The sequence below is a fragment of the Microbacterium galbum genome, from assembly GCF_032464915.1.
Classification (GTDB): domain Bacteria; phylum Actinomycetota; class Actinomycetes; order Actinomycetales; family Microbacteriaceae; genus Microbacterium; species Microbacterium galbum.
Map to the genome: position 1 here is coordinate 622635 of NZ_JAWDIS010000001.1, position 18268 is coordinate 640902.

Sequence of the window (18268 nt, forward strand, 5' to 3'; positions counted from 1 at the left end):
CGGTTCGACGGGCGCGCGGGCGTCCGGGGCGCACGCGCCGCGGAAGGCGGCCGAGCCGGTTCGGGGCGTCATCGCGCGTTCGGGGCGGGTACCTTCCGCCCCGAACGAAAGAACACGCCCCCACCCAGCCCACACCCGCACCACCGCCACGCGGCCCACACCCGCACCCGCACCGCCACGACGGAGCACGCCCCGCACACGCGACGACGCCGCCGCAACCGGAGCTGCGACGGCGTCGAACGACGACCGGAGGTCAGTGGAAGAAGTGACGCTCCCCCGTGAAGAACATGGTCACCCCGGCGGCGCGCGCGGCGTCGACGACCTCGGCATCCCGCACCGATCCACCGGGCTGGATGATCGCCGAGATGCCCGCGTCGATCAGCACCTGCGGGCCGTCGGCGAAGGGGAAGAACGCATCGGATGCCGCGATCGAACCGCGAGCGCGGTCGCCCGCACGCTCGACGGCGAGACGGCACGAGTCGACACGGTTGACCTGGCCCATGCCGATGCCGACCGTGGCCGAGGCCTGTGCGAGCACGATCGCGTTGGACTTCACCGCGCGGCACGACTTCCACGCGAAGATCAGGCTCTCCATGTCGGCCTCGGCAGGTCGCTCGCCCGAGACGAGCTCCCAGTTCTTCGCGACCGACTCGATGTCGTCGGGGAAGCGGTCGGCGTCCTGCAGCAGCAGTCCGCCCGAGACCAGGCGCACATCCATGCGCTCCTGCTGCCAGTCGGTGGGCAGCTGCAGCACGCGCAGGTTCTTCTTCAGCTTGAACACCTCGAGCGCTTCGGGCTCGAAGTCGGGGGCGATGATGACCTCGGTGAAGATGTCGCGCAGGTTCTCGGCCATCTTCAGCGTCACGGTGCGATTCGCCGCGATCACGCCGCCGAACGCCGAGACGGGGTCGCACTCGTGCGCGCGCAGGTGCGCCGACGCGATCGGGTCGAGGGCGTTGGGCGCCGCAACCGCGATACCGCAGGGGTTGGCGTGCTTGATGATCGCCACCGCGGGCTTGACCATGTCGAAGGCCGCGCGAAGGGCCGCGTCGGCGTCGACGTAGTTGTTGTACGACATCTCCTTGCCCTGCAGCTGCGTGGCCTGAGCGATGCCGTGTCCGCCGACGCGCGTGTAGATCGCGGCGCGCTGGTGCGAGTTCTCGCCGTAACGCAGGGTCGACAGGCGCTCGGCCTGGATCGTGAGGTGCGCGGGCAGATCGATGTCGTCGCCGAGGGTGCCCTCGGCGAACCAGGTCGACACCGCGGTGTCGTACGCGGCGGTGTGCGAGAAGGCCCGCGCGGCGAGCTCGCGGCGCTGCACGAGAGTGGTCCCGCCCTGCGCCTGCAGCGCGTCGATGATCGCGGGGTACGACTCGGGCGAGACGACGATGGCGACGTTGGCGTGGTTCTTCGCCGAGGCGCGCACCATGGCGGGGCCGCCGATGTCGATCTGCTCCACGACGTCGTCGCCCTCGGCACCGGATGCCACGGTCTCGACGAACGGGTAGAGGTTGACCACGACGAGCTCGAAGGGACGGATACCGAGGTCCTCGAGCTGCGCCTCGTGCGACGCGAGACGCAGGTCGGCGAGCAGGCCCGCGTGGACGTTCGGGTGCAGCGTCTTCACGCGCCCGTCGAGCGACTCCGGGAAGCCGGTGACGGCCGACACGTCGGTGACGTCGTATCCGGCCTCGCGCAGCAGCGTGGCCGAGCCGCCGGTGGAGACGATCTCGACGCCGGCGGCGGCGAGGGCCTCGCCGAGGGCGAGCAGGCCGGTCTTGTCGCTCACCGACACCAGCGCGCGGCGGATCGGGACGACGTCGCGGGGACGGTAGTCGGCGGGGTCGTGTCGGGGTCCGGCCATGGCGTTCGGCTCCTGTGTCTCGAGTCGGGTTCGATCGCGGCGGGCGAGCACCCGCCGCACGGTCAGGCGGTTCGGGATGCCGAGTCGGCGAGGTCGAGCTCGCCCTCGGCGATGCGTCGCACCACGTCGATCAGCAGACGCCGCTCGACGGGCTTGATGCGCTCGTGCAGGGTGTCCTCGTCGTCGCCGGGGAGGACGGGGATGCGCTCCTGGGCGAGGATCGGACCGGTGTCGACACCCGAGTCGACGACGATGACGCTCGCCCCCGTCTGGCCGACGCCCGCGGCGAGCGCGTCGCGCACACCGTGCGCGCCCGGGAACTCGGGCAGATACGCGGGGTGGGTGTTGATGATGCGCGGCTCCCACGCGGCGACGAGGTCGGCCGGCAGCAGGCGCATCATGCCGCTGAGCACGACGAGGTCGGGGTTCCACACCGACAGCTGCTCCCCGAGCTCCGCGCCCCACTCCTCGCGCGTGGCGAACGAGCGGAAGGGCACAAGGAAGGTGGGGATGCCGAAGTGCTCGGCGTGCGCGAAGCCCTCGGCCTCGCGATCGGCACCGACCGCGACCACGCGCGCCGGGAAGTCGGGGGCGGAGGCCGCCTCGAGCAGGGCGCGGAGGTTGGAGCCGGTGCCGGAGATGAGGACGGCGACCGTGAGCACGGAGGTCAGTCTACGCAGGTGCGCCGGAGCGCGCCGAGCGGGGCGGCGGGAGGCTCAGGAGCGCGCGCTGCGCTCCGGAAGCGGAGCCCGCGGCTCCTCCCCCGGAGCCGGATCGGCGTGCTCGCGCGCGGGGTCCGGCTCAGCGCCGGGGCTCGTCGTCGTTCGACTCGGCCCAGGCGGCACGGATGCGTGCCCGCACCTCGTCGTCGCCGGCGGTGGACGGGCCGGCGGCGGACGGGTCGGAGTCGTCGGGTCCGCGGTAGGAGCTCGGCCACACGTCGTGCGCGATGCCCGTCCCGGGAGCGGACACGGCCGGGGCGGGACCGGTGGCGTGCTCGTCGCGGTCGAAGGGCGTTCGATCGCGCGGCGCGAACGAGAACGCGGGGGCCTCGTCGCGGTGCGGGGCGAAGACGTCGGCGTCGTCGGGGCGGGCACCGAAGCGCGGGCTCAGCAGCAGGATGGCGAGGCCCACCAGCACCTCGATCCCGAGGGCGAGGGCGAGCGGCCCCGGCTGCGGTCCCGTGTCGGCGAGCCGACCGGGTCCGATGGCCCCGGCGGAGGACAGAGCGGCGAGGGCGCCGACCCCGCCGGTCAACGCGGCGACGGCGAGAGCGACGACGAGACGCGGCGCGAGTGGTTCGGGCTCGACGCTCGACGGCATCCGCGATCGCAGGATCCACCCGGTCAGCGCGCCGACCCCCACCGGCAGCAGCACGAGCAGCAGCAGCCACGACGACGTGGAGTCGGGCACCGCGCCCAGCACCGGGATGCCGGGGAGCGCGCCGACCTGCGTCGCGGCGGGCGTGACGGCGGTGTCGGTGCCCAGGGCGAACCCCGGTCCGGCGGTGAAGGCGACCGCCCACAGCAGGAGGGTCGGCAGGTACACGAGCTGGCCGAGTGCGATGACGGTCGCGCCGATGCCGTCGGCGTTGCTGGCCTGGTAGAGCCCGATCACCTGGGTCGAGCGCGTGATGAGACCCGCGACCACGACGACGCCGCCGACGGCGACGAGGCCCAGCGTGGTGAGGGCGAGTCCGCGCAGCACGAGTCCGGGCACGGGCGCCCAAGCGGCCGGCATCCGTTCGATCCGATCGCGGACGGCCTCGACCGGACCGTCGTCGCCCACGCGCCAGGCACCGACGACCGCGCCGATGAACGACGGGACGAGGAAGAGCAGCGCCGGCAGCAGGATCGCCAGCCACGTCTCGGATGCCACGAGGTCGGCGTTCGAGGTGAGGGCGACGAGGCTCGCCAGCCCGGCGAACACCAGGGAGCCCGACAGCCAGCCGGTGACGGCGGCGCCCGCCTCACCGGCGCGCACGCCCGAGCGGGCGGCGAAGAGGGCGGTGAAGGCGGCGAACGCCAACGGGGCGAGAGAGAGGGTGAAGGTCGCGAACGACGGATCGATGCCGGTGGCGGCCAGATACGCGTCGGGCAGCGTCACCGTCACCGGGACGAGGTGCCCGAGATGCCACACGGCCGCCGACGTCGGCCACAGCGCTCCCCAGTCGGGGGCGCCCAGTCCGAAGACCCACAGCAGGGTGAGGGGGGCGAGCACGACGGCGATGCCGCCCGCGGCGGCCAGGACGGCGTCGAGGGCGGCCAAGAGGGCGACGAGGAGGCGATGCATGGGCGACTGCGACCCTACCCGCGCTGCCCCGGAGCGCCGCTCAGGCGCGGCGGCGAGCGCGCGAGAACAGCGCAAGCAGGCGTGCGCGCGCGCCGCGGGGCGTGCCGGCGGAGGGCCCAACACCCACCGAGGACCCTGAGCCCGTCGAAGGGTCCGGACCCACCGCACCGCCGGGGGCTTCGACGGGCGCCGCCACCTCCGCCCGTGACGCCACCGCACGATCGGAGGCTTCGACAGGCGCAGCCGCGTCGGCGGCGTCGGGCTCGCGCACCGCGCCGCGCGCGGCCGCCCACCGCTCCCACACCACCGTGGCCAGGCGCGGATCCGCGCCGATCGGTGCCGAGGTCAGGTCGGCCTCCGCCTTCTCGATCACGCGTGAGAAGTGCCCGGGCGCCAGCACGTAGCTCGCGGCCACCGTGCGCCGCCCTTCCGCGCGCGCCGCGTGCACGGCATCCGGAATCCGGGGCTCCGAGGCGGCGGCGTAGGCCGTCACGACGGGGCCGGCGATGCCGGCTGCGCGCATCAACCCGGCCATGCGCTCGACATCGACGACCGCACCGGGGCGCGTCGACCCCGCAGCGGCGAGCACGACGGTGTCGTCCGGTCCCGCGCCCGTCGCCTGGACGCGATCGACGAGGATCTCGGCCAGCACGGGGTGCGGCCCCAGCGCGGGAGCGACGGGGAGGCCGTCGGCGGCTTCCACGAGGTCGACCTCGGTGTGATACCCCGTCGAGAGCAGCAGCGGCACGATGACGATGTCGTCGGTCCGCTCGCGCGCGGCGGCCACCACGTCCGTGACGTACGGCCCGTGCACATCGACGTAGGCCTCGTGCACCTCGACGCCCGCGGGGGCGGTCGCCCGCAGCACCTCGAGCAGTTCGCGCACGACGACGCGTCCCTCTTCGAACCTCGTGCCGTGTGCGCAGGCGATGAGCACCGCGGTCATGCGTCCTCCTCGTCGACGATGTCGAGCCGGTATCCGCGCTTGTACACCGTGCGGATGAGGTCGATCCCCCCGAGCGCCTCGCGGGTGCGCGCCACGGCGACCTCGACGGCGTGTCCGCTCGCGTCGGCGGTCGGCAGCGCGGCGATCAGGTCGGCGCGCGAGACGACCGCTCCGGGGTGTCGGGCGAGCGCCCGCAGGATCTCGACGCCGGTCCGCGGCAGGGCGGTGAAGACGCCCTCGAGCACGATGCCCGTCGAGCGGATGCCGAGCCGCCCGGCGCTCGTGCGCAGCACGGCCGCGTCGGGGCCGCCGTAGTGCGTTACGACGGCCCGGACGAGAGCGCCCAGGCGCCCGCGATCGGGGACGAGCGGGTCGATGCCGACGTCGCGCAGCGGTCCGGCGGTGATCGGGCCGACCGCGGCGACGAGCACGCGACCGTCGGCGGTGCGGGCGGCGACCCCCGCCAGGGCGTCGGCGCGGTCGGCGGCCAGGACCCACTCGCGAGCCGCGGGTGCCGAGGTGAACAGCACGGCGTCGATCTCGCCGCGCGCGACCTGACGGGTGGAGGCGGCGACGACCTCGGGGTCGGGGGGTGGCCCCCACCGGTAGATCGTCAGGCTCGTGACGCGGGCGCCCGCCGCCTCGACGGCCTCGTCGAGGCCGTCGGCTCCCGAGCCGTGGTGCTGCACGGCGACGTGCAGACCCTGCACGCCCTCGGCGACGAGGAAGTCCCGCAGCTCCGCCGAGGTCTCGCTCTCGGCGACCCAGTCGGCGTCGAAGCCCGCCTGCTGGATCGCCCCGCGCGCCTTCGGGCCGCGGGCGACGATGCGCGCCCGGTCCATCACGGCGCTGAGCTCGTCGTGCAGGCCCGCTTCGTCAGCGGTCTCCATCCATCCGCGGAACCCGACCCCGGTCGTGGCGACGACCACGTCGGGCGGGTCGGTGACAAGGCGCCGCGTCTGGGCGATGAGGTGCTCGTCGTCGACGTGCGGCACGATCGTCAACGCCGGCGCGACGCGGACGCGCGCGCCGTGGCGCTCGAGCGCGGCCGACAGCTCCCCCGACCGGCGATCGACGGGAAGCAGCACGGTGCAGCCCTGGAGCACCGTGCTGATCGTCCGCGCGGGTGTCGTCACCCGATGCCTTCCCCGCGCGCCCCGGCCGAAGCCGCGGCCGCAGCGGGCTCCACGGCCGGGAGCAGCAGGTCGGGTCGGGCGACCTCGCCGAACACCAGGACCGCGGGGTTCGCGAGGCGGTGGATATCGGCATCCTGGATCGCCGTTGCGAGCGTCGTGCGGATCGTCCGCTGCGCGGGCGTGTGTCCGTTCTCGACGAACGCGACGGGGCGGTCCGCGGGGGCCCCCGCGGCCCGGGCCGCCGCGACGAAGCGCGGCAGGGCGCTGACGCCCATCAGCGCGACGACCGTGGCCGAGTCGTCGCGGAGGGCCGCGAGGGTGGCCTCGCTCGGCGTCTCCTGACCGTTCACGACGTGAAGGGTACCGGCCACGCCGCGGTGCGTCACGGGGATCCCGGCCGCCGACGGCACGGCGATCGAGCTCGAGATGCCGGGGACGACCTCGACCGGGATGCCGGCTTCGCGGCACGCCAGGACCTCTTCGCCGCCGCGTCCGTAGACGAACGGGTCGCCGCCTTTGAGCCGGACGACGCGCAAGCCCTTCGCGGCGCGGTCCACGATCAGGGCGTTGATCTCTTCCTGCGGCACCGGGTGGTGCTGCGGGCGCTTGCCCACGTCGATCAGTTCGACGTCGTCGCCGAGCTCGGCGAGCACGCCGGTGGGGCCGAGGCGGTCGTGCACGACGACGTCGGCCTCGGCGAGCAGAGCGCGAGCGCGGACGGTCATCAGGTCGATCGGGCCGGGGCCGCCGCCGACGAGCGCCACGCTCCCCACGAGCGGGCGACGTCGGCGGCGGAGCGGAAGGGCGCCTTCGGCGAGGCGCTGGGCGATGGCGTCGCGGACCGCGACGGTGCGGCGCGGGTCGGCGCCCGCTGTCGAGACGACGCCGACCATGACGTCGCCGCTCGTGGTCTCGGCGGCGAGGCGCGCAGTACCCCTGCCCCCGTGCCCGGCGTTGACGCACCACACCCGGCGGGCCTCCGCCGCGGCGACGACGGACGCGTCGACGGATGCCGAGCCGGTGGCGGTGTGGCAGAACCAGGCGTCGTCGAGGTCGCGGGGTTCGAAGGCGCGCTCGTGCCACTCGATGTCGCCGGCGCCGGCGAGCGCGGTGAGCCCCGCGGTGGCGACCGGCGCGACCAGGCGCACGCGGGCACCGGCGGCGCGGAGCCGCGCGATGCGCTTCTCGGCGACGGAGCCTGCGCCGACGCACACGACGAGCCGGTCGGTGAGGTCGAGTCCTGCGAGAGCGATCATCGGGGGTCCTTTCCTGCGCCGGCGGCATCAGCCGCGGGGGCGAGCTTGACGAACACGACGCCGTCGGTCACCGCGACCGGGTGGACCCGGACGCTCAGCGGCTCCTTGCCCTGCGTGTCGAGGCACTGGCCGGTGCGCAGGTCGAACACCTGCTTGTACATCGGGGATGCCACGGTGGGCACGCCCGCGCGATCGCCGACGATCCCCCGCGAGAGGACGGCCGCCCCGCTGAACGGGTCGATCTGGTCGGTGGTGAAGAGGCGGCCGTCGTAGGTGCGGAACAGCGCGATCTGGTGCCCGTCGACGAGAGCGGCCGCCCCGCGCTCGACCAGGAGGTCGTCGACGCGGCAGATGCGGGTCCACCCGTGCGGGGCGTCGGCCGCGGGCGTCGCGCTCGCGTCGTCGCCGGGTCCTGCGGTCGTCGCCGACGCGGCGGCGGCGGGGGCCGTCACGCCGGGGGCGGCGGGCGCGGGGCTCGGCGTCGCGGCCGGGGTCTCGGCATCCATCGTCATCGCCTGCGACGTCGTCATGGCCGCACCGCCAGCGTCGTTCCGCCGATGAACACGGCGCCCGACGCGCGCTCCTCGTCGGTGGCGGGGCGGGCCTGGCCGCGCTCGGCGACGTAGGCGAGCGAGGGGTCGGCGACCTCGGGGGCGTTCACGAAGCTCTGGAAGCGCGTGAGCTTCTCGGGGTCGGCGAGGGTCGCGGCCCACTCGTCTTCGTAGGCGTCGATGTGGGAGGCCATGGCGCGGTCGAGATCCTCGGCGATGCCGAGGGAGTCGTCGAAGACGACGGCCTTGAGCGCGTCGAGGCCGCCCTCGTATTCGGCGGCCCAGGGAGCGGTGCGCTGCAGCCGGTCGGCGGTGCGGATGTAGAACATGAGGAACCTGTCGATCGCGCGCAGGAGTCCCTCGTCGTCGAGACCCTCGGCGAAGAGAACCGCGTGGCGGGGCGTGAAGCCGCCGTTGCCGCCGACGTAGAGGTTCCAGCCCGCCTCGGTCGCGATGACCCCGATGTCCTTCCCGCGGGCCTCGGCGCACTCGCGCGCGCAGCCCGAGACGCCGAACTTCAGCTTGTGCGGCGAGCGCAGGCCCCGGTAGCGCAGCTCGAGCTGCACGGCCATGCCGACCGAGTCCTGCACGCCGTAGCGGCACCAGGTCGAGCCGACGCACGACTTCACCGTGCGCAGCGACTTGCCGTAGGCGTGGCCCGACTCGAAACCGGCGTCGACGAGGCGCTTCCAGATGTCGGGCAACTGATCGAGGCGGGCGCCGAACAGGTCGATGCGCTGGCCCCCGGTGATCTTCGTGTACAGCCCGAAGTCGCGTGCGACCTCGCCGATCACGACGAGCCCCTCGGGGGTGATCTCGCCTCCCGGGATGCGCGGCACGACGCTGTAGCTGCCGTCGCGCTGGATGTTCGCCATGACGTGGTCGTTGGTGTCCTGCATCGTCGCGAGCTCGCCGGCGAGCACGTGTTCCGAGTAGAGGCTGGCGAGGATGCTCGCGAGCGCCGGCTTGCAGATGTCGCAGCCGCGTCCCGTTCCGAAACGCTCGACGATGGCCGTGAAGGTCTTGAGCCCCGACACGCGCACGGCGTCGAAGAGTTGCGCCCGCGTGAACGAGAAGTGCTCGCACAGGCCGTTCGAGACCTCTTTTCCGGATGCCGCGAGCTCGGTCGCCACGAGCTTCTTCACCAGCGCGAAGCACGAACCGCACGCCGCCCCGGCCTTGGTGCAGGCCTTGACCTCGGCGGCATCCGCGCACTGGTGTTCGGTCACCGCGCCGCGGACGGTGCCGGCCGTGACGCCGTTGCACGAGCAGACGATCGCGTCGTCGGGGAGGTCGCCCTGCGGGGCCGGCGCGAGGTCGCTCGGCATGAGGTACGCGGCCGGGTCTCCGCCCAGCGCGCGACCGACGAGCGGACGCAGTGAGGTGTATGCCGAGGCGTCGCCGACGAGGATGCCACCGAGCAGAGTCTGTGCGTCGTCGCTCAACACGAGCTTCTTGTACACGCCCGACACCGGATCGGCGTAGGTGACGTCGAGGGCGTTCGGCGTCTCGGCGAACGCGTCGCCGAAGCTGGCGACCTCGACGCCCGAGAGCTTGAGTTTGGCCGAGGTGTCGAAGCCGTCGAACGCGGCCTCCCCGCCGAGCAGGCGGGTCGCGGCGACCTCCGCCATCGCGTAGCCCGGAGCGACGAGACCGATGCACTGACCGTCGAAGCTCGCGACCTCGCCGATGGCCATGATCGCCGGGTCCGACGTATCGCAGCCCCCGTCGATCACGACACCGCCGCGCGCGTCGACGGCGAGGTCCGCGGTGCGCGCGAGCTCGTCACGGGGGCGCACGCCGACCGTGAAGACGACGATGTCGACGGCCTCCCACGTGCCGTCGCGCAGCTCGAGGCCGCACACGGCGCCGGACTTGTCGGCATCCACCCGGGTCGTCACCGCCCGCGTGCGCACCTCGATGCCGCGCGCCTCGATGAGCCGCTGCAGCGCCTTCGCGCCGCCGAGGTCGAGCTGCGCCGACATGAGGCGCTCGTTCGACTGGAGCACGAACGGCGAGACGCCCTCGGCCTGAAGCGCTCCCGCTGCCTCGAGTCCGAGCAGACCGCCGCCGACGACGGCACCGCGCAGGGGCCGGCCGAGCTGCGCAGAGCGCTGCGCGACCCACGCGCGCATGCCGGCGACGTCGTCGAGGGTGCGGTAGACGAAGCAGCCCCGGTGGTCGAAGCCGTCGAGCGCGAGGCGTGCGGCGTAGGAGCCGGTGGCCAGGACGAGGCGGTCGTAGGCGTGCGTGGAGCCGCCCGCGGTGGTGACGGTGCGCGCCGCGCGGTCGATTCTGGTGACGCGGGCGTCGGTCTCGACGCGCACCCGCTCGTGAGCGAGCACCACGGGATCGAGCGCGAGGTCATCGGGGGTCCTGCCGCTGAAGACGCCGGTCAGTCCGACCCGGTCGTAGGGCCCGCGGGCTTCGTCGCCGAGCACCGTGATCGACCAGCGGCCGTCGGTGTCGCGGCTGGTGAGGCTCTCGACGAAGCGGTGGGCCACCATCCCGGCACCCACGACCACGACGGATCCGGATGGAGCGGGGTGGAGCATGCCGTCACGGTACGCGGCGGACTTTGCCGACGCGTCAGCGCCGTGTTTCGTTCCGGTTGCGGGGTTCGAGCGGGCCATGCCCCGACGCTAAGCAGCCGAGGTTTCCCCCGCCCTCGCCCCGGCGTTACCCCGGGCGAACGTTTCCCTCACGCGGCGGTGGCGCTCGTGTGAGGTTTGGCCGCCGGCATCCGTCCCGCTCTTCCGTGCCCGGCGCGCTGTCGCGCTTCTCACCCGTTGAGTGTCCAAAACACCCCGGACGAATTTTCGCGACGTCCGGGTGTCTTGGACACTCAACGCCCGCCAAGGGACGCCGCGTCAGTCGACAGGCTCCAGCACGAACAGCTCGATGCGCCGCTCCGTCTTCTTCTGGTACTCGTCGTAGTCGGGCCAGACCTCCGTCGCGTAGCCCCACCACTCCTCGCGCTCGGCACCCTCGGCCTGGTGCGCGTCGTACTCCTTCTTCACGTCGCCGTCCTGGAGGGCGACGCGCGGGTTCTTCACGAGGTTGTAGAACCACGCGGGATGCTCGGGTGCCCCACCCTTGGATGCCACGACCGCGTACTTTCCGTCGTGCTCGACGCGCATGAGGGCGGTCTTGCGCAGGCCGCCCGTTTTGGCGCCGACGGTGGTGAGGACGATGATGGGTACGCCCCGCAGTTCGGCGGATTCCTGGCCTCCCGAGGCCTCGAACGTCTCGGCCTGCTGGCGGGCCCATTCGCTGGTGCTGGGCAGATACTCTCCTGAGAGCGACATGTCTCCCACGATACGTCGGCGTCTTCCCCTCCGGTCCTCACCCTCCCCTGTTTCTCTCCCGTTTCCTGGAGCCTTCATGAGCGCTTCCGCTCCCGAGACCACGGCCACCCCCGCACCGAAGAACGGCCTCGACCGCTTCTTCGAGATCACCGCCCGCGGCTCGACCGTGAGCGCGGAGGTGCGCGGTGGCGTCGTCACGTTCGTGACGATGGCGTACATCGTCATCCTGAACCCGATCATCCTGTCGGGCACCCCCGACGTCTCCGGCAACGCCCTCGGCTTCCCGCAGGTCGCCGCGGTCACCGCCCTCACCGCGGGCGTGATGACCATGCTCTTCGGGCTCGTCACCCGTCTGCCCTTCGCCTTCGCCGCGGGCCTCGGCATCAACTCGTTCCTCGCCGTCGGCATCGTCGGCGAGGTCACCTGGCCCGAGGCGATGGGCCTGGTCGTCATCAACGGCCTCATCATCGTGCTGCTGGCGGTCACGGGCCTGCGCCGCATGATCTTCGAGGCCGTCCCGCTGGCGCTGAAGACCGCGATCACCGTCGGCATCGGCCTCTTCATCGCCTTCATCGGCTTCGTCGACAGCGGCCTCGTCACCTCGACCGGGCTCAACTCTCCCCCGGTCGGCCTGGGCGTGGGCGGCTCGATCGCCACGATCCCGACGGCCCTGTTCGTGCTGACCCTCGTCATCACCGCCGTGCTGCTGGTGCGCAAGGTCAAGGCCGCGCTGCTGATCGGCCTGCTCTCGGGCACTGTCATCGCGGTGATCGTCGAGGCCGTCATGGGCCTCGGCGCGAAGGCAGACGGCAACCCCGGCGGCTGGGGTCTGAGCGTGCCGACGCTGCCGTCGCAGTGGGTGAGCCTGCCCGACCTGTCGCTCGTGGGACAGGTCGACCTCGCCGGATCCTTCGGCCGCATCGGCGCCCTCGCGGCCCTGATGCTCGTCTTCACCCTCGTTTTCACCAACTTCTTCGACGCCATGGGCACGATGACCGGCCTCTCGCGCGAGGCGGGCCTCGCCGCCCCCGACGGCACCTTCCCGCGCCTGCGCTCCGCGCTGGTGATCGAAGGCATCGGGGCCGTGGCGGGTGGGGCGACCTCCTCGTCGTCGAACACCGTCTTCATCGAGTCGGGCTCCGGCATCGGCGAGGGCGCCCGCACGGGCCTCGCCAACGTCGTCACGGGCGGGCTCTTCCTGCTCGCGATGTTCTTCACTCCGCTGACGAGCATCGTTCCCACCGAGATCGCCGCCGCAGCGCTGGTGATCGTCGGCGCGCTGATGATGGCGCAGATCCGCCACGTCGACCTCAGCGACATGTCGGTGCTCATCCCGGTCTTCCTGACCGTGACGGTCATGCCCCTGACCTACTCGATCGCCAACGGCATCGGTGCGGGCTTCGTCAGCTGGGTCCTCATCCAGGCGCTGTCGGGCCGCGCCCGCCGTGTGAGCCCGCTGTTGTGGATCGTCGCCGCCGGCTTCGTGATCTTCTTCGCGCGTGGTCCGGTCGAGGCGCTGCTGGGCTGAGCCTGGCGCTGTGTGGGGGCCCGGATGCCACAGCATCCGGGCCTATTTCCCGTGCGCCCACCCACATCACACGTTCCGCGCGAGACCACCCGCTTCGGTCGCCCCCCGACCTGTGCTCTCGCGCCGATCGTGCGATCTCGCGCCGCGCTGAGCCGCAACCGCACCGGCGTGTGACCGGGACGCGCTCCGCAGAATCCGCCGAGATCACACGTCCGGCACGACGTCGCACGATCGGACAGCCCCGCGACGTGTGCACTCGGCCCGATCGTGCGACCTCGCGCAGCTTCGGCGCGGATAGCCGCGCCGCCGCCAGCCCCCGGGAACACGAAAGGGCCCGGATGCCGTGGCATCCGGGCCCCTTCGGGCGAAACGTCAGAGCGCTTCGATGATCTCGCGCATCAGCGACGCGGTCTCGGACGGCGTCTTGCCGACCTTGACGCCGGCGGCCTCGAGGGCCTCCTTCTTCGCCTGGGCGGTACCGGCCGAGCCGGAGACGATGGCGCCGGCGTGGCCCATGGTCTTTCCCTCGGGAGCGGTGAAGCCGGCGACGTAGCCGACGACCGGCTTGGTGACGTTGGCCTTGATGAAGTCGGCGGCGCGCTCTTCGGCGTCTCCACCGATCTCACCGATCATGACGATGGCCTTGGTCTCGGGGTCGGCCTCGAACGCCGCGAGGGCGTCGATGTGCGTCGTGCCGATGACCGGGTCGCCACCGATGCCGATGGCGGTCGAGAAGCCGAGGTCGCGCAGCTCGAACATCATCTGGTAGGTCAGGGTGCCCGACTTCGACACGAGGCCGATGGGGCCCTTGCCGGTGATGTTCGCGGGCGTGATGCCCACGAGCGCCTCACCGGGCGTGATGATGCCGGGGCAGTTCGGGCCGATGATGCGGGTCTTCTCGCCCTTCGACTTCGCGTAGGCCCACGCCTCGGCGGTGTCGCCGACGGGCACGCCCTCGGTGATCACGACGAGGAGGGGGATCTCGGCGTCGATGGCCTCGACCATCGCGTCCTTCGTGAAGGCCGGGGGCACGAACGCGATCGACACGTCGGCGCCGGTCTCGCGCATGGCCTCTTCGACCGAGGCGAAGACGGGGAGCTCGACGTCGTTGCCGGAGGCGTCCTTGTGCGAGACCGTGGTGCCGGCCTTGCGGGCGTTCACGCCACCGACGACCTGGGTGCCGGCCTTGAGCATGAGGGCGGTGTGCTTGGTGCCCTCACCGCCGGTGATGCCCTGGACGATGACCTTGGAGTCCTTGTTGAGGTAGATCGACATGTTTCTGTCCCTATCCCTTACGCGTTGGCCAGTTCGGCGGCCTTGTCGGCGCCCTCGTCCATACCGGCGGCGAGGGTGACGAGCGGGTGGTTGGCGGCGGCGAGGATCTCGCGGCCCTCTTCGACCTGGTTGCCGTCGAGACGGACGACGAGCGGCTTGGTCGCGGTGTCACCGAGGATCTCGAGGGCCTTCACGATGCCCTCGGCCACGGCGACGCACGAGGTGATGCCACCGAAGACGTTGACGAAGACGCTCTTGACCTGCTCGTCGCCGAGGATGACGTCGAGACCGGCGGCCATGACGGTCGCCGAGGCGCCGCCACCGATGTCGAGGAAGTTGGCGGGCTTGACGCCGCCGTGCTTCTCACCGGCGTACGCGACGACGTCGAGGGTCGACATGACCAGACCCGCGCCGTTGCCGATGATGCCGACCTGATCGTCGAGCTTGACGTAGTTGAGGTCGTGCTGCTTGGCCTTGGCCTCGAGCGGGTCAGCGGCGTCCTTGTCTTCGAGCTCTTCGTGCTCGGGGTGGCGGAAACCGGCGTTCTCGTCGAGCGAGACCTTGCCGTCGAGGGCGATGATGTCGCCGTCCTCGCTCTGGATGAGCGGGTTCACCTCGACGAGGGTGGCGTCCTCGCCCTTGTAGACGTTGAAGAGCTTGACGAAGACGTCGGCCACCTTGGGGGCCAGCTCGTCGTCGAACTTCGCGGCCTTCGCGATCTCGAGGGCCTTCTCGGGGGTGATGCCCTCGAGCGGGTCGACCTCGATGCGGGCGAGTGCCTCGGGACGCTCGACGGCGAGCTCCTCGATCTCCATGCCGCCCTCGACGCTGGACAGTGAGAGGTAGGAGCGGTTGGCGCGGTCGAGCAGCACCGAGAAGTAGAACTCCTTGGCGATGCGGGCGCCGGCGGCGACCATGACGCGCTTGACGACGTGACCCTTGATGTCGAGGCCGAGGATGGCCTGCGCCGCCTCGAACGCCTCATCGGGGTTCTTCGCGACCTTCACGCCGCCGGCCTTGCCGCGGCCTCCGGTCTTGACCTGAGCCTTGACGACGACGACACCGCCGAGCTTCTCCGCGGCCGCCTTCGCCTCCTCAGGGGTGTCGGCGATGATGCCGGCGAGTACCGGCACCTCGTACTTTTCGAACAGATCACGTGCCTGGTACTCGTAGAGATCCACGGACAATCCTTCGCTGGGCGATCGGTGGTGGGAGGAGGCGAGATCTCTTGATATCAAGAGATCTTCACCAGGGGTCAACCCTACTAGACGGGGCTGAATCGCCTCGACGCTCACCCCTTCGATCGGAGGGATGCCCTCGTCCCGGGGTCTCCGCACGATCGTCGGACGTGCGAGGCGCGCGATCCGCCGTCGTTCGATCGCGGTCGCGATGAGTGATCATCGAGGCCGGCGCACAGTCGGGCGCGAACGGTCGATGATGGGTCGGTGAACCGAACCGATCGTCTCTACGGCCTGGTCGAAGAGCTCCGGGCCGTCTCCCCTCGACCGCTGAGTGCCCGCCGCCTCGCAGAACGATTCGAGGTGTCGGTGCGGACGATCGAGCGCGACCTCGCTGCCCTTCAGCAGTCGGGGCTGCCGATCTGGGCGGAGCCGGGCCGGACCGGGGGGTTCGTCATCGATGCGTCCGCGACGCTGGGCCCGGCCGGCTTCACCCTCGACGAGGCCCTCGCGGTGCTCATCGGGCTCGGTGCACTCGGACGCAGTCCGTTCCGTCATTCCGCCCGCACCGCAGCCCGGAAGGTGCTCGCGGTCATGCCGGACGACGAAGCGGCACGAGCCCGTGTGCTCGCGTCGCGCGTGCATCTTCTCGAGGGCGAGGATGACGTCGATGCGCCCGCGGCATTCGCGGCCGCCCTTCGCGCGGATCGCGTCGTGCGCCTCCGCTACCGCGATGCCGGCGGTGCGGAGTCCACCCGCGACGTCGAACCGCTGGGATCGATCGGCAAGGACGGGCAGTGGTACCTCATCGCGTGGTGCCGGCAGCGCGACGGGGTCCGGGCGTTCCGGGGCGATCGGATGCTGTCGCTCGACGTGACGGACGAGCGGCCCCCGCGCCGCGCTCTCCGCGCTGCCGACCTCACGATCCCGTACGGACGCCTGAGGTCCGTCATCGACGACTGATCCTCGACCGGGATTTCGTAAACGCCGACAGGACGGTGTCGCCACCGTCGGCGAGGGTGAAGCCGTCCACCGTCTCGTCCCCGAAGGAATCCCATGTCATTCACCTCCATCCGAATCGTCACCGACGACGTCGACCGCCTCGTCGCGTTCTATGAGCGGGTCACAGGTCGGCGGGCCGAGCGTCCCTCCCCGGTCTTCGCGCAGTTCAGCGGCCCCGGCGCGAATCTCGCGATCGCGAGCGTCGAAACGGTCGCGATGCTCGACGGAGCCCTGACCGCCGCGGCGAATCGCTCCGTGATCGTCGAGTTCGACGTCGCCGACGTCGACGGTGCGTTCGCCGCGCTCGCACCCATCGGCGAGGATGTCGTCCTCGCACCGACCACCATGCCGTGGGGCAACCGGTCGGCGCTGGTGCGCGACCCCGACGGCAACGTCGTCAACCTGTTCAGCACGCCTGCTGCCCATTCGGCATGGCCGACGCGCACCCCCGGTGACGCGCACGTCGCCGACACGGACAGCGGCCGGGGTGATGACCCCGGCCGCTGCCCGGCTGCGACGCCGGAGGCGGGTGGGCCCCCGGTCAGCGCCGAGGCGCGGTGCGACCGCTCCGGCGGTTGATCGCGTAGATGATCGGGGTGAGCACGGCCAGGATGGCCAGGGCCCCGATCAGGATGAACGAGGTGTCGTGCTGCATGATCAGCTCGGCGATGATGTAGCCGATCGCGGCGGCCAGAGCGCTGTAGAACGCCTTCAGCCACTGACGAGCGGGGGACGGGGCGGCGAGGTTGTCGGTCATCACGGACTCCTTCGGTAGGTGCTGCGAACCCTATGGGGGATCGGATCGATCGCACATAGTGCTTGCATAACTGTTCTTGGCTGAGGATCGGGACCGCCCCAGGCGCGGTGAGGGCGCGGCGCCTTGTCTGGAGCCATGCACCCCGCGAACCGCTCCCCCGAGACCGACCCCGCCGGCGCATCGCCCCGCGACGACAACGCTTCCGGGTGCGGCACGGTCACCGCCCCCACTGCCCGCCGCGTCGCGCGTCGCACGTTCCTCACGGCCGGGCTCGTCGTCGTCCTCGGTGCGGGCGGCGCCGCGTGGTGGGCCGCCGATCGCTTCCTCATCCCCCATGTCGAGGTGACCGACGTCGCGGCCTACGAGGCCGAGCATTCGAGCGCCACCATCACCGACGCGGCCGCCGGAAGCGCGGCCTCCCCCACCGTGACCGACTCCACCTTCGACGACGGATCCACTTCCGTGACGCTCGCCACGATGACGACGGGAACGGGTGCGAGCACCGTGACATACTACGTCGCCGACATCATCCTGAGAGATGCCACCGCCCTGCGCTCGGCGTTCGCGAACAACCAGTTCGGCGAGAACATCACGCAGACCACGAGCGAGATCGCCGCCGCCAATGGCGCGATCTTCGCGATCAACGGCGACTACTACGGTTTCCGGTCGACGGGCATCGAGATCCGCAACGGCGTCGCGTATCGCGACGAGGGCGCACGCGAGGGGCTCGCCTTCTACACCGACGGGCACGTCGAGGTGTACGACGAGACGCAGACCACGGCGGCCGAACTCGTGGCATCCGGGGTCTGGAACACCCTCAGCTTCGGCCCCGCCATCGTCGAGGACGGGGCGGCCGTCGACGGGATCGACGGCGTCGAGGTCGACACGAACGTCGGCAACCACTCCATCCAGGGTGACCAGCCCCGCACCGCCGTCGGCGTCATCGACGACAACCATCTCGTGTTCGTCGTCGTCGACGGCCGGCAGGAGGGGCACAGCGAGGGCGTGACGCTTCCCGAACTCGCCGACATCATGTTGTCGCTGGGAGCGACCACCGCCTACAACCTCGACGGCGGCGGCTCCTCGACCATGTACTTCAACGGCCAGGTCGTGAATTCGCCCTCGAACGGCGGCGAGCGCGGCACGAGCGACATCCTCTACGTGGCGGGCTGAAC

The 18268-nt window shown here is 71.7% G+C and carries 16 protein-coding genes; 4 read left to right on the forward strand and 12 right to left on the reverse strand.

The window, feature by feature from the left end; translation table 11 throughout:
- Nucleotides 1-253: 253 nt before the first annotated feature.
- The 9 genes from purH to RWH45_RS02995 all read right to left on the reverse strand — a co-directional run bounded on the left by purH (nucleotide 254) and on the right by RWH45_RS02995 (nucleotide 11353).
- Entirely contained in the window at nucleotides 254-1864 is a 1611-nt protein-coding gene (gene purH / locus RWH45_RS02955; RefSeq protein WP_315993425.1) for a bifunctional phosphoribosylaminoimidazolecarboxamide formyltransferase/IMP cyclohydrolase, read from the reverse strand.
- Between the two features lie 62 nt (nucleotides 1865-1926).
- A complete protein-coding gene (gene purN / locus RWH45_RS02960; protein ID WP_315993426.1) occupies nucleotides 1927-2526 on the reverse strand; it encodes a phosphoribosylglycinamide formyltransferase in 600 nt (199 codons plus the stop codon).
- Between the two features lie 139 nt (nucleotides 2527-2665).
- Complete coding sequence (locus tag RWH45_RS02965) at nucleotides 2666-4156, reverse strand: cell division protein PerM (protein WP_315993427.1); 1491 nt, start codon at nucleotides 4154-4156, stop codon at nucleotides 2666-2668.
- A 40-nt stretch (nucleotides 4157-4196) separates the two neighbouring features.
- Entirely contained in the window at nucleotides 4197-5102 is a 906-nt protein-coding gene (locus RWH45_RS02970; RefSeq protein WP_315993428.1) for a sirohydrochlorin chelatase, read from the reverse strand.
- Nucleotides 5099-6238: a uroporphyrinogen-III synthase gene (locus RWH45_RS02975; RefSeq protein ID WP_315993429.1), complete on the reverse strand. Its 1140-nt coding sequence runs from the start codon at nucleotides 6236-6238 to the stop codon at nucleotides 5099-5101. Before RWH45_RS02975 ends, RWH45_RS02970 begins: the two co-directional genes overlap by 4 nt.
- Nucleotides 6235-7494, reverse strand: a complete 1260-nt coding sequence (cobA, locus tag RWH45_RS02980; protein WP_315993430.1) for a uroporphyrinogen-III C-methyltransferase — start codon at nucleotides 7492-7494, stop codon at nucleotides 6235-6237. The genes RWH45_RS02975 and cobA overlap by 4 nt, the downstream gene beginning before the upstream one ends.
- Nucleotides 7491-8024: a nitrite reductase small subunit NirD gene (gene nirD / locus RWH45_RS02985; protein ID WP_315993431.1), complete on the reverse strand. Its 534-nt coding sequence runs from the start codon at nucleotides 8022-8024 to the stop codon at nucleotides 7491-7493. Before nirD ends, cobA begins: the two co-directional genes overlap by 4 nt.
- Entirely contained in the window at nucleotides 8021-10600 is a 2580-nt protein-coding gene (gene nirB / locus RWH45_RS02990; protein ID WP_315993432.1) for a nitrite reductase large subunit NirB, read from the reverse strand. Before nirB ends, nirD begins: the two co-directional genes overlap by 4 nt.
- A gap of 315 nt (nucleotides 10601-10915) precedes the next feature.
- Nucleotides 10916-11353, reverse strand: coding sequence for a nitroreductase family deazaflavin-dependent oxidoreductase (locus RWH45_RS02995; RefSeq protein WP_076674042.1), 438 nt, complete (start codon nucleotides 11351-11353; stop codon nucleotides 10916-10918).
- Between the two features lie 76 nt (nucleotides 11354-11429).
- Between RWH45_RS02995 and RWH45_RS03000 the strand changes: the two genes are divergently transcribed.
- The gene (locus RWH45_RS03000) at nucleotides 11430-12881 is read left to right on the forward strand and encodes an NCS2 family permease (protein WP_315993433.1); all 1452 of its coding nucleotides are present in this window, start codon (nucleotides 11430-11432) and stop codon (nucleotides 12879-12881) included.
- Nucleotides 12882-13253: 372 nt separating this feature from the next.
- Here the strand turns inward: RWH45_RS03000 and sucD are convergent, their stop codons facing one another.
- Nucleotides 13254-14156 carry a succinate--CoA ligase subunit alpha gene (sucD, locus tag RWH45_RS03005; protein WP_315993434.1) on the reverse strand — a complete coding sequence of 301 codons (903 nt, stop codon included), beginning with the start codon at nucleotides 14154-14156 and terminating at the stop codon, nucleotides 13254-13256.
- Between the two features lie 17 nt (nucleotides 14157-14173).
- On the reverse strand, nucleotides 14174-15337 hold the full coding sequence (gene sucC / locus RWH45_RS03010) for an ADP-forming succinate--CoA ligase subunit beta (protein WP_315993435.1): 1164 nt from the start codon (nucleotides 15335-15337) through the stop codon (nucleotides 14174-14176).
- 264 nt (nucleotides 15338-15601) lie between these two features.
- Here sucC and RWH45_RS03015 point away from each other — a divergent pair, with 264 nt between their 5' ends.
- Both RWH45_RS03015 and RWH45_RS03020 read left to right on the forward strand, forming a co-directional pair.
- Nucleotides 15602-16297 carry a helix-turn-helix transcriptional regulator gene (locus RWH45_RS03015; RefSeq protein WP_315993436.1) on the forward strand — a complete coding sequence of 232 codons (696 nt, stop codon included), beginning with the start codon at nucleotides 15602-15604 and terminating at the stop codon, nucleotides 16295-16297.
- Nucleotides 16298-16390: 93 nt separating this feature from the next.
- The gene (locus RWH45_RS03020) at nucleotides 16391-16915 is read left to right on the forward strand and encodes a VOC family protein (RefSeq protein WP_315993437.1); all 525 of its coding nucleotides are present in this window, start codon (nucleotides 16391-16393) and stop codon (nucleotides 16913-16915) included.
- Here the strand turns inward: RWH45_RS03020 and RWH45_RS03025 are convergent.
- A complete protein-coding gene (locus tag RWH45_RS03025; protein ID WP_315993438.1) occupies nucleotides 16878-17093 on the reverse strand; it encodes a hypothetical protein in 216 nt (71 codons plus the stop codon). The genes RWH45_RS03020 and RWH45_RS03025 overlap by 38 nt on opposite strands.
- 135 nt (nucleotides 17094-17228) lie before the next feature.
- Here RWH45_RS03025 and RWH45_RS03030 point away from each other — a divergent pair, with 135 nt between their 5' ends.
- Nucleotides 17229-18266, forward strand: a complete 1038-nt coding sequence (locus RWH45_RS03030; protein ID WP_315993439.1) for a phosphodiester glycosidase family protein — start codon at nucleotides 17229-17231, stop codon at nucleotides 18264-18266.
- The last annotated feature ends 2 nt before the right edge of the window (nucleotides 18267-18268 follow it).